Below are 12,479 nucleotides of genomic sequence, written 5' to 3'. Positions count from 1 at the left end.
TCGGCAGCGACGGACGTCCGGTCTTCGGGGGCATGGGTGGACAGGCCGGTGCCCTAGGGGAAGCACACATCAGTCTGATTTTGGAAGAGTCTCCGCAAAGGGGTGAGCCGGCCGGAAGCGACGCTTCTGCCCGTCTACTCCCCAGACTTCCGCGTAGTGCGTCTCCCTCAGCACTGTTTGCAGATCGGTGTGCTCGAAGAACCCCTTGCCTGCCAAGTGCGTGATCATGCCCATCAGCTCGCGGTACGTCTGCATACGGCCGGTCGCCCAGGCGTATCCGTCCCAGTGCTCCGACGGTCGGCACCGGTAGTGAAACACCCGCCACGGAGCAGGGGGCGGAACATCGCTCGGGTGGTAAGCAGCCGCCGCAAAGCTGTTCGGCTTGGCGGCGGCACGCTCTTCGCGCTTTCGGTCGAACATCTCGCGATCGTCCCGTGCCTGCTCGTGCTCGCGGCTGCTGAGCGACATCTCGCCCTCGCCCGGGGCGATCTCTTCGCCGCACTGCTGGCAGTAGGCCATGATCTCTGCTGCCAGTTGCCGACGGACTTCGCTATACGGCTGCCCCGTCTGTGCCATCCGGGATCGGATTTCCTGTTTACGGGCGCGACTTCTGGTCATCGTGTTTCCTCGCCGACGGCGCCCCACACGCACCGCCGCAACACGGCTGACTTGGATGCATGATGTCGTGCGAGTCGGTGACCCTTGTCCTCGTCGCTGCTGGCGGTGTGGGCGCCTCTGCAGCTAGGAAGCGGGCGCGCACGATGCGCCGCTATGAGAGTGGAGTGTAGCGACACACCGGGGGACTGCAGGCCAAGGACGTAGCCGGTGGGGCTGTCCGGACTAAGGGACATCAAGCGCTCTTGCTGGACGGGGCTCGCGCCGAAGTCGACCGAGGCCATGGCCACGGTTGCTGCGGTCACGGGTGAGTCGGGGTGCAGGGCGATGAACAGCGGGGAACAGCGGGCGACACCTACGGCTGCTTGAAATGGCGGCCGAGGCCGGTAGTTGTCGTGAATGCGGTCGTCGTCTGCCGGTTCGGTAGGTAGCGCGATCCACATTTCTGGAGCAGCTGGTGGACGTCATCCCTGTGGTTGGAGCGGTGCCATTGCAATGAAGTCTTCATGCGACTTCCATAGATGGCATGCCATCGCCGTTGCGCACAGTCGATCCGGTACGTCTGGCGGCTCGACGCGTCGAGCTGGGACTCTCCCGCGCCGCCCTAGCCGCCCTAGCTGGCGTTTCAGCTCGGATGATCTTCTTCTACGAGGAGGGCCGTCACACCCCCACTTCACCGCGCCTGGAGCAGTTGGCGACCGCGCTCGGATGCAAAGTAGAGGCTCTCACCGGTGCCCCGCGTGGTCAGGAGACACTGGTCGATCTCAGGTATGCCGCCGGGCTGACCTTGGAGCGCGTCGCCGAACTGCTCAAGACCACGCCAGCGGGGAGGGAGCTGCGCGTGTCCGCGCCGAAGGTCTCCGCGCTGGAGCGCGGGGGACAGGTCACCGGGCGGCACTGGCAGGACCCCGAGGCGACGGGGCGCCTAATCAGTCCCCTGGCCAGGGCGTACGGCGTTCCGGTACGCATGGTCCTTGACGCATGGCTGCGCACCAGGCCGGAAGATCCTGCTCCTGCGTTGTCGGATAAAGCCAAGCAGGCACCTTCGAGGGCAGCGCTGGCAACATGGGATTCGTTGAACGAGCGTCAGCAGGTCTACCTAGGGGAGATCATGCGGGACGACCGGATGACCGCGACCGAGATGTGGATGCGGCGGCTTCAGCGGCTGCCCGTGCCCAAGGCTGCTGAGTGGCGCCGACTGCCCCTGGCCCTGAGGGCCGCACCGTCCGTTGCCGGATATACCCGGTTGCAGGAGCGGCTTCGCCAGCGTGGCGTTCACGATCCCGGTGTGGGTTCGACGGTGCACGCTCTAGAGCGTCGGGGGCTGTTGGTGGTCAGTGAGGATTCCGTTGACCACCCGGCTGTTGGGGAGGTTGGACGGGTGCTGGTGGAAATCACCAGGCGTGGCCGGGCTGCTGCCCGTGCGGGGCTCGGTGAACTGCGCAAACCGGATCCTGCGCCCCACCTGCTTTCGGAGTGGCTATGGGGCGTCGTTGCCCGCGTTGCTTCCGCTGAGCCTGCTGGCCTGGAAGACGATCAACTAGCCGGCCGCTCTCTGTTCTTCATCGGAGTGGGCTACCGGGGCAGGTCCGGAGCGCAGCCGAGTCGTGGCTTCGTGGACTCCGTCCCGGTCATGGCACCGGGAGGGACACACGTCTCGGAGTACCGCTGGCGGCTGACCCAGCTCGGCCTACGTCATGTAGCGGAGTACCTACACGTCTACCGAGACCTATATCCGAGTGTCAATACCACAGGACTCGAAGCAATCTCGGGTGACGTGCCATAGTTCGCGTCTTTTTTCTTCGGGCGGCCCGATTGTCAGAGGCGCCGCTTACGCTCCATGGCTGTGACGAGTTCAACGGAGAACGGCACGCAAGAACTTGGCGATGTCCGGGTTCGCTACCTGGTGACCCGCGCCGCCCTGCGTGCGGCAAAGGCTGTGACTGAGCCTGGACTTGAGCCGCAGCAGCGGCTGGCAACCCTGATGGAATGCCACGGAACGCTGCATGCGGCGCGCGGCCCCGGGATACCTCTACCGTTCGGGGAGTTCCGCCGCGCGCTCGGAGAGAATCTGGCTGCCCTGCTGCCCGACGGTGTGGACCCGCTGGACTTGGAGGGGATGCTGGTCGTCGACCGGGATGGACAGGTGACGGAGGATGCCTTCGATCTCGATCTTGAGCAGCAGATGCTGCTGCACACGCTGCGGAAGCTCGACACGACCGCGGGCGTGGTGAGCGACAGGGAGCTTCAGTCGGAGATCGACCAGGAGACCGCGTTCACGCTGCTGTACAAGCAGGGTGACCAGGCCGTCTACGAAGCCGGGCGGTCGGACTTAATTCGTTCTCCTGCCGGTGCCGTGGACGACCTCTGCGAACTACGGCTGCCCCCGTTGGTCTCGGACTTCTACCGGGAGATTCCCTACAACTCACAGTTCGAGGGTTGGTGGTTCCCGTGCCCGGTATGCCGGTGGCCGATGCGGATCGTCCTACGTAAGAACAGCGGCGCTCTGGTAGGAGCAGTCCGTTGCTGGCACGCTCCGCACGCGGACATGGGGGCCTCCTACCTGTTTCGGCCGACCACGAATGCCAGTGCCCCCGAGTTGCTTCCTGAACCGTCGCCGGCGCGGCCGAGTGGCCGTGAGGCAGTCCTGTATCCGGACCTCGGGGACATCCCGCTGGCTGTGCCCGTCGCTGGGCACAAGGCCGTCAGCCGGGGGATTTGGCGGTACACGACCGTTCCCGGACTTCCTGAACTCTCGCTGTACGACCGGCTGGTCGATCGCGGCCTCAAAGTGAAGCTGTGGCCAGGACTCGATGCTTACGACCTGCTAGTCGAGGCCGGGCCCAAGCGGGCCAAGAAGGTGCCGTTCAAGGTTGACGTGAAGGACTACACCTCAGCGGCGACGCTGGCCAAGCTGATCCATGCCCAGGACGGCGACCGCGGCGGTGCCGAGTGGCTGGTGGTGCCCGACTACCGGGCCCGCCAGGTCCCGCTGCTGTCGGGGGTGTGCGAGAAGTACAGCATGCGGGTGGCGGCGGCCTCCGAATTCGGCGAGATGGTCTGCGAGAAGGCTGGGGTGAGCTGGACATGAGTGATGTGCCGATCGCAGAGACCGCCGTCTACACGGCGCTGGCCCTCGCGGCCCACTACTTTCCCAAGTCTGTCGACGGAGACTCCCGCACTGCGGCCCCGTTCGCCGAGGCGGCATCCCTGGTCTCGGGGAAATACCGGGCTTGGGACCGATGGAAGGAACTGCCTCACGACGAGAGGCAGCGCATCGCCATGGTCTGCTCCATCGCCCCCGGCGAACTCGCCGACGTCCGCACATTCTCGGTAGCGGCGCGCACCCTGTTGTCGCCGCTCACCGCGGACGCAACTAGCAGCGTCCCGGTGATGGGCCCATTCGAGCTCGTGGGCACTGACCCCTTCACGGCGGATTCCGCGTTCCCCAGGCTCGGCGGTGATCCTCTGGGCTACGTCGACCGCATGACCAGCCGGTTCCGACGCCCCAGCGCCCGTTCCAAGCCTCCGGAGTTCGCCGGGCCGGGGACGTGGCTTACCCGGGAGATCTTCGTCAAGAACGTGGGCCAGGTCCACGGCCGGCTGCAGATCCCCACCTACCCCCAGTTCACCGAGGCGCTCGGCCACGACAGTCTGCCCAGCGTCTCGACCGTGCCGTACCAGGCCGACTTGCGCATCTCCACGCCGGAACTGCTGCGCTTGGCAGAAGAGATCGACCTGCGCTTTCCGGAGGGCAAGCGCTACCTGCACAGCACTCTCGGGCAGTTGTTCAAGGTCCTGAAGACCTCGGACACGGTGTCCCCCGAGGAGGCTCTTTCACTGACTGCCGGCGGTATGGAGATCTTCAACGCACCCACCGGTACCGGCAAGAGTGTCCTGGTCCGCGTGATGGCTGCCTGGTTCGCTGCCAATGATCTGCGCATCGCCATCGTCCTGCCGGATATCAAGGCATGTCTGGCCATGACCTGGAATGTGCGCGAAGACCTGGATCACCTGCACCGTTCCGGGATCATCGAGCAGAAGCGTACGTGCGCGCACCTGATGTCGTCCTCCGGGATGCACGACCGCGCTCTCAAGCTCGCCTCGCTGATCAACGAGTCTGTGGACGCGCCGGGCGAGTGGGGCGAACGAGCCGAACGTGACGTCGATCCCCTGGCATATGGATGTGCCCAGAGGACGTTCCTCGAATCCACTGGCGACTACCCGCCCGGACGCGAACCGTGCCTGTCGCTGCATCGACAGGGCGTCGGGTCGGCAGCCTGCCCCTGGATCCCCACCTGCGGGAAGTACACCCCCGTCTACGAGGCGGCCACCGCCAACGTCGTCATCATGAACCACTACGTTTTCATGCAAGGCACCCTGAAGATCGGCATCAACCTGGACGGCCGACCCGTTCGCAGTATGACTGCAGCCGAGTTCGCCTTGCGGACCTGCCACGCGGTGGCGATCGACGAGGTCGACCAGTTCCAGTCCCGAGCCGTGGACAAATGTGCCAGTGAGATCGTCTTGCACTCACGCCGGCACTGGTCGGCAGCGCCCCAGGAGATGGACACCGACGCCAAGCGGCTGCGCATCGACGATGAGCACAGCCTGCTACCTGCCGTCAGCCATGTCCGGCTCATGGCCGAGTTCCTGCTGCTGAGCATCTGCAAGAACGCCCTCAGCCTGCACGCCACCGAGGACGACCGGGCCCAGGCACGCATCCCCGACCAGACCAGCACTCGCTGGCACCTGGCCCGCGGACGGGACCGCACCCTCCTGCGGCTGCTGTGGCCGGAAACCGCAGCAGCGGACGGGGCGGACATCCCCGTCGAATACTTCCAGCGGCTCAACGCACTCATGCCCGCCCGCTACCAGCGCCTCGACCCGCTCAGCGGACAACGGAGCCTGCTCGAACCCGACTGGCACGAGGTCAGGAGCGAACTCAGCGCGCTGGTGGCGCCCCGTGGCGAACACCTGCTGGATGCAGTCAAGCTCGAACTCCACCGAGTCCTCGCGGACACCGTCAAGGACCCACACCAGCGGACGCAGGCGATCAACCTGCTGGTCACCAGGACCGCCATGATCGAGCTGGATGAGGCACTCTCGGCACTCCAGGAGAAGGCTCACGGCTACCGCTCCTCCGGCCTGCGCTCGGCCCAGAGGATTTCGAAGGACCTGCAGTCCGGCGCCGTCGCCTCCGTCCTGCCACTAGGCATGCTGGGCCGAGCGATCACCGGCTACCGTGTCACCGGTCTGGACGACAAAGAGAAGAACGCCGCCTTGGTCGCCCAGACCATCGCCGGCGACCCGCATACCTTCACCGCCGAACTGGGCGGCATCGTCTCGCTCATCCTGGCCGGCGTCGAGCGGCCGGTGATGGGGCTGTCGGCCACCGCGTACTTCCCCCAGGCGGTACGTGAACACCTACATGCCCCGGTGCGCTGGTGGATGACCGACGCCCAGGCCAAGTCCATCCGAGCTCGGAAGCACCGCATCGACTACGGCGAGGGCCACCCTCTCTTCGGTGACCCCATCAAGGTCTCCGGCACCCACCCCAGCCGTAAGAAAGACGCACTCATCGAGCTGGGCAGCAACCTGTACGACCAGTACATCCACCGCGAGCTCGAACGCACCGCCGCCAAGGACCCGGACCGGGCACACGTCCTGGTCGTCGCCAACTCCTACGAACAGTGCGCCTGGCTCGCCCGCGGCATCGCCCGGGCCGGGCGCTACAACGGAGGGCTCTGCCTGGCGGTCAGAGCCGAAGACCTGCACAGCCCCAATCCCGAGCTACCCCGAGAGAACGTGGCCGTACGTCTGACCGCCGAGGAGTTCGAGGACTTCCCCCGGCACGGGAAGATCCTGGTCGTGCCGTTGTCGCTGATTGCCCGAGGACTCAACATCGTCAAGGGCACCCGCTCAGCAGTTCGCTCCGTCTACCTGTGTGTGCGCCCCCTCGCCCTGCTCAACGACCCCGCCGAGATGTACGGCAGCATCAACGCCGCCGGACTGCGAGCCCTGCCGACGGGCGGCAGCCCGCTACCCTCACAGGCCCTGACTGAGGCCAGGGACGCCGCCTGGGACCGTCTCGCACTACTACTACGTACCGCTCCCCAGTTCACGGCAATGCACAAATCTCTCCAGGAGGAGATCGTCGCTGGCATGATTGTCGACCTCATCCAGCTTGCTGGCCGCGCCCGCCGCGGCGGCACCGAAGCCGTTCTGCACATGGTCGATTACGCCTTCCACGAGGACACCTGGAGCGCCGACCTGGAAACCGTCCTCAAGCGCATCCACTCCCAATGGACGCCGCAGGTACGGCAGCGCATGAACGACCTGTACGGGGAGGCACTCAACGCCTTCCTCTCCTACGCCGGCATCGAACCCCACGACACCGGCCTCCCGGGCAACTGAGCGAGCAGAGACGGAAGAGGACACGTGACCCAGCAGGACCGTGAACCCGGCAAGTACCTGAACACCCTCGCCTTCCGCTGCACCCCTGAACTGGTCGGCGACGCCGCGGTCCACGTGCGTCACTTCGACGAGGCGACCTGGAAGCTCTGGGACGACTTCGACAGGCTCTGCAAGAAGAAGTTCAGGAACGACTCGGCCCAGGCCCCCTACTCCATCGCCACCACCGTCCTCAACATGACCAATGGCGGCTATGTCTACTTCGACCCCGACCGCCGCGCCCCGTTCCTCGCCTCCCTCCAACCCCTCGACGACAAGCTGCTCCGCCGCGTGTTCACCCTCGCCTATCACCTCGCCCTGGGCCAGGACGTCAGCACCATCGACCTCACCGCTCCTCCCGAGCTCGCGAAGCGGTTCGCCGACACCCCCGAACACAAGTACTCGCTAGCCACCTATCTCCAGACCACGAAGAACGCTCAGCCCAAGGCCCCCAACTGGCTCTACCGAACAGTTGCCTGGCAGCTCTCCCAGCAGCTCGCCACCGAGCCCTGGGCCATCTCCGACAGCCGGACCGTCAAGCTGCGGCCCGACACCACCGGCGGCCTGGCCGCCTTCAATGACCCCTGGACGAATGAGCAGGGCGGTCGCTACGCGCTCTCCCGAACAGCCCTCAACCTGAAGACGCTGCCCAACGTCGCCAACCCCGTACTGCTGCTGACATCACGGGTAACCCGGATCTCCTCCTCCCTGGTCTTCTCCAACACTGCCCTCGCCGAGCAGCCCGGCCAAAACCACCCACTCCTTGAGGTCATGCTCAACGGCCGTGGCGGTGCTCGCACCATCAACCGCCTGGCGCTGCAGGCCCTCGGCCGCCTGGAAGTGGACTACTCCGTCCTGCGCGCTATCGATAAGCGGTCGCAGGCGGAGCAGAAGCTGCTCGCGGAGGCGGCAAAGGCAAAAGCCGAGGGCAAGGAGCCGCCCCGCTTCCCCAGCGAGCACCCCGGCCAGGTGTGGCCCATCCTGCCGAAGAATTTCTCCTTCCCCGTCGGCACTGGTCCCGGCATGCAGCACCTGCGGCTCCTGCACCAGCACTTCACCAAGGTCTTCGACACCGAGGCTGTGCCGCTGGAGGCACGCGAAGTGCGGATGAGCCTGCCGCACCGGCCGACGGACCCCGAGAACATCTCGAAGACGGAATACCTCCGCCGCAAGGCCGAGCGGAAGGCACATCCGGAGCCGAAGACACTGGGCCCGATCCGCAAGCGCGGCACCCTGTTCCCCACCCCGGCATCCATCTTCGCCTCAGTCGAGGCCGCAGGCTTCAAGAAACTGCGCATCGTCTGCCTCTGGTATCGGGACGACGCCCGGCTGCGGATGCTTGACACCTTCTGCAAGAGCTTCGATCTCGATCCCGAAGGGCTCGACCGGGAGAACGGCGAGGAACTCCGGCTGCACGGCGATCAAATCGTCGCAGAGTTCCACCATGCCCCCGACTTCCTCAAGCCCGGCCCCTCCGGCGGACGCAGGGACGCACTGGCGGCCACCGGCGCGCCGATCCGCTCCCAGAACGGGGTGCTTGTCGCGGCATGGTGCGAGACCGAGATTCCCACGTCGGCCGTGGCCGAGGAGTATGCGGGGATCAGCTTGGACGATCTTGACGCCAAGCCGCAGACCAGGAACATCCTCGGAGACCTCGGCGTACCCAGCCAGTACCTCCGCGGCCAGGACGAGAAGGGTGTCGTCTTCAAGCCCAAGGCCAAGGACCACCCCGCCGAGATGGCCCTTCTCGACCTCTACCGGTCCCTCGGTATCGTCGATGACCGCATTGCGGACGCGCTACGGCCGGAGAAGGCGGGATACCCGGTCGACCGCATCGCGCACGTCGGCATCCACGTACGGCAGCAGAACCGGCGCAAGGGGGAGTTCGGCCAGCCCAAGGTCGTTATCACCGCGTCCGCCCTCGTGCCTCCGCAAGCCACCGGTGGCACGTGGACCATGCTCGGGTGGAGCTCTACCCGGCCCGAATGGCAGGCGTACCACTTTGCCCAGCCGGCCTTCCACGCCAGCGCCTACCCGGAGGGAACAGGCGACAAGAAGACCTACCGGCAGCGCTGGGACGACGCGGCCGAGACCGTCGAACGCGCTCTCGCCGACCTCGCCGACGAACTCGACGGCACTCCGTACGTGGTCACAGTGGACGAGCCGGCCTCCCGCCGGATGTGGGACGGGCTGCAGAACATGCGACAGGGAGGCTCGCCAGGTGACGGCAACAGCCGCTACTGGCTCCCCGGCATCACGCTGGACCGCGATGACAGGCCGCAGGCCGTCGTTCGCATCAACATCGACAGCGAAGCAGTGCCGCAGCCGGTGAGCACCACCCGTTTTGTCAAGGCCAAGGACAGCGAGCCGGTGGAGCAGGACACGGCGACCACGCTCTACCAGGTCACCCCCGACTTCGGCGCACCTGCATGGATCCTCTGCAACGTTCCGCGAGCCTTCGACGGCGACGGAGCGGGCCGGCTGGGATCGAAGTACACGCGTTGGGATGCCAAGGCATCCGTCTTTTCCGACAAGAAGGAGGACCGCCGCAAGGGGGAGATGCCGCAGAACTGGTACTCCATGACGGCCAGCGAAATCTACCCGCTCGCCTGCGCTGCCGGAGTGTCCGAGAAAGCCCTCGCCATCACCACGGCGAAGCTCTGCCACCAGAGCCAGTTCTGGGACGGCCGCTCCCGTTTCCCTGTCCCTCTGCACGCCGCGAAGCAGATGGATCTCGACCACCCGCAGTACCGACGCACGGCCGCGCCAGAGGAGAAGCTGAGCCTGGAACTGGGTCTCGGGGACGTTACTGCCGAGGGGACCGAGGAGCAGAAGCAATAGGGCTTGTAGGGGGCGGCTTCACCGAGTTCCGTGATATCGCCCCCCCTCGAACCCGTCGTCGCCTGGGTAGCCTCCCTCGGTGCGACACTCCTGCACGCTCATCAGCGTCGAGCCCGAGTCGTCAGCTGTGGCTGTGCCCGCGATGGGGGAGCCCACGGCCAGCAGCCCAGCGGGGTTGCCGAGGCCGGCTATCCGTCGAAGAACCAGGGCACCTCCTGGTGCGGTCGGAGGATCACCACGTGCGAGGCCGAACCACCCAGACGAGGGCAAAATATTACGAAATGCCCTGAACATCACCCGATCGACAGCATCAGCAGGGTTCAACGACAGGTGAGCAGCTATCCCAAATAGGGGTAGGTGCCGGCCAGGTAGTCGCCGATCTGCTGGCGCATGCTGGCGTGGATGTCGTACCCGTCGAGATCGGCAGGCTGGATGAAGCGGACGCCGTCGGCTTCGTCGTTGACGGTGGGTTCACCGCTGATGGGCGGCCGATGTAGGTGTTCTCGTACTGCTGGCGGATCTCACCGTCGGTGTAGGCAACGATGTGGTGCGGGTTCGTATAGACGCCGAGGAACCCGGTGATCTCGGCGACGATGCCGGTCTCTTCCTCGCATTCGCGGACGGCGCACTGGGCTGCGGTCTCGCCGATGTCCTGGGCGCCTCCGGGTAGGGCCCACTGGCCGGTGTCGCGACGTCGTTGAAGGAGGATCTCGCCTTCGTCGTTCACGACGAGCAGGTTGCTGGCAAGGATCAGGGTGTTGGCCTTGGGGGCCTTGGGGTCGTTGTAGTACTCGGTCCTGCCCACTGCGGTGGTGCTCCTGCCTGTTGAGCGCCCTGGGGCGCGCTGTCTTCCAGACCGCATCGAAGCCCGCGTCGTACCGAACGAACCAACGCGGTCGGCCTCGCCAACAGTGCAGTTGGCCCGTTAACTCTTGGCGACGGGCCTACTGGCGGTCTTCCTTAGCCTTGATCCACCGATTTGGTGCCTGTGGGTAACTTTTGGGAAAACGAAGAAGTGCCTTGTGACCTGCGATGATGGGAGTTCTTGAGGCTTCCAGCACACACAATCAGCAAGGCACTTCCGAGATGCAAGTTTCCCATACCCGGGCGGCGGTCTCCGCTGCGTTCGACGACGAGAATCTGATCGCGCATGCCGGGCTGGTCCCGGTGATGCGGCTGGCCGAGCGGTGCGGGCTTTCGCGCCTGGCGGCGGAGAAGGTGAAGCTGACGGGGGCGGCGAACGGCGCGGGCGCGTCGGCCGACGCCAAGGTCACCAGCATCGTGGCCGGGATGGCCGCCGGGGCGGACAGTATCGACGACCTCCACGTCCTGCGACACGGTGCGATGCCTGTCGTCTTCGCGGGCATCCGTGCCCCGTCCACCCTGGGCAGCTTCCTGCGCGCGTTCACCCACGGTCACGCACTCCAACTCCACGCCGTGCACCGGAAATTCCTTGCGGAGCTGGCCGCGCATACCCCGCTGCTGCCCGGCGCCGACGCGATGGCGTTCATCGATGTCGACTCCACCCACAAACGCGTCTACGGCCGGACCAAGCAGGGCGCCGAGTACGGACGGTTCAAGGGCATCCGCACCCTGCACCCCCTGCTGGCCACGATCTGCACCCCCCGGTCGAGGCCGGTGATCGCCGCGGTGCGAATGCGCCGCGGCAAAGCGGCCGACTCCCGGGGCGCCCCGAAGTTCGTGGCCGAGGCCCTGGCCACCGCCCGGGAAGCCGGCTGCACCGGCACCCGCATCCTGCGCGCGGACTCGCAGTTCTACAACGCCGGTGTGATCGCCGCCTGCCGCCGGGCCGGAGCCCACTTCTCGATCACCACCGGCATGAACCCCTCCATCAAACGGGCCGTCCACGCCATCCCCGACCACGACTGGCAGCAGATCACGTACCCGACCGCGGTACCCGACCCCGACACCGGTGAGCTCATCTCGGACGCCGAGGTCGCCGAGATACCCGCATACACCGCGTTCACCGGCCGCAAGAAGAGCGAGCACGTCACCGCCCGGCTGATCGTGCGCCGGGTCCGTGACCTGGCCAAACCCGCCGTCGTGGGCGAGCAGGGCGAACTGTTCCCCCTCTGGCGCTACCACCCCTTCTTCACCGACAACCCGGCCCAGACCCTTCAGGCCGAGCGGGAACACCGCCACCACGCCGTGGTCGAGCAGGTCATCGCGGACAGCAAAGCCGGAGCTCTGGCCCACCTGCCGTCTGGACACTTCAATGCCAACGCGGCCTGGCTGACCCTGTGGGCGATGACCTACAACCTGCTGCGGGCCACCGGTGCACTGACCTCGCCCTTCCACGCCAAAGCCACCACCGCCACCCTGCGCACCCACCTCGTCCACGTCCCCGCCAGGATCGCCCGCTCCGCACGACGCCTCACCCTGCACCTGCCACGCAACTGGCCCTGGCAGCAAGCCTGGACACACCTCTTCGACACCGTCCACGACCCACCCCCGCCAGCCTGATCCCCTGACCACCCCGCCCACCAGGGCCCAACCGGAACCGAACACGTGGAAACGCTGGGCAGACCAGCGGCTACAGGCTGCCCAAC

The 12,479-nt window shown here is 66.2% G+C and carries 6 protein-coding genes and 1 pseudogene; 5 read left to right on the top strand and 2 right to left on the bottom strand.

Annotation, left to right across the window (positions count from 1 at the left end; translation table 11 throughout):
- Nucleotides 1–69 precede the first annotated feature (69 nt).
- Nucleotides 70–618, bottom strand: a complete 549-nt coding sequence (locus ACLLJJ_RS17090; RefSeq protein ID WP_434592035.1) for a hypothetical protein — start codon at nt 616–618, stop codon at nt 70–72.
- A 523-nt stretch (nt 619–1,141) separates the two neighbouring features.
- Between ACLLJJ_RS17090 and ACLLJJ_RS17085 the strand changes: the two genes are divergently transcribed.
- From ACLLJJ_RS17085 to ACLLJJ_RS17070, 4 genes are read left to right on the top strand one after another with little or no spacing between them, the layout of a single operon-like run.
- The gene (locus ACLLJJ_RS17085) at nt 1,142–2,401 is read left to right on the top strand and encodes a helix-turn-helix domain-containing protein (RefSeq protein WP_434592032.1); all 1,260 of its coding nucleotides are present in this window, start codon (nt 1,142–1,144) and stop codon (nt 2,399–2,401) included.
- Nucleotides 2,402–2,461: 60 nt separating this feature from the next.
- Nucleotides 2,462–3,706: a hypothetical protein gene (locus tag ACLLJJ_RS17080; RefSeq protein ID WP_434592029.1), complete on the top strand. Its 1,245-nt coding sequence runs from the start codon at nt 2,462–2,464 to the stop codon at nt 3,704–3,706.
- Nucleotides 3,703–7,032, top strand: a complete 3,330-nt coding sequence (locus ACLLJJ_RS17075) for a hypothetical protein (RefSeq protein ID WP_434592026.1) — start codon at nt 3,703–3,705, stop codon at nt 7,030–7,032. Before ACLLJJ_RS17080 ends, ACLLJJ_RS17075 begins: the two co-directional genes overlap by 4 nt.
- Nucleotides 7,033–7,056: 24 nt before the next feature.
- Complete coding sequence (locus ACLLJJ_RS17070; protein WP_434592023.1) at nt 7,057–9,909, top strand: RNaseH domain-containing protein; 2,853 nt, start codon at nt 7,057–7,059, stop codon at nt 9,907–9,909.
- 338 nt (nt 9,910–10,247) lie between these two features.
- On the opposite strand, the pseudogene ACLLJJ_RS17065 reads toward ACLLJJ_RS17070, so the two are convergent.
- Nucleotides 10,248–10,714: pseudogene (locus tag ACLLJJ_RS17065) on the bottom strand (NUDIX hydrolase).
- A gap of 281 nt (nt 10,715–10,995) precedes the next feature.
- Here ACLLJJ_RS17065 and ACLLJJ_RS17060 point away from each other — a divergent pair.
- Nucleotides 10,996–12,393 (top strand): IS1380 family transposase, encoded by a 1,398-nt coding sequence (locus ACLLJJ_RS17060; RefSeq protein ID WP_434588185.1) that lies wholly within the window; start codon nt 10,996–10,998, stop codon nt 12,391–12,393.
- Nucleotides 12,394–12,479 lie beyond the last annotated feature (86 nt).

Origin of the sequence: Streptomyces sp. A5-4 (assembly GCF_051131715.1) — a bacterium.
Lineage (GTDB): Bacteria > Actinomycetota > Actinomycetes > Streptomycetales > Streptomycetaceae > Streptomyces.
This window is presented reverse-complemented; position numbering and strand designations above follow the sequence as displayed.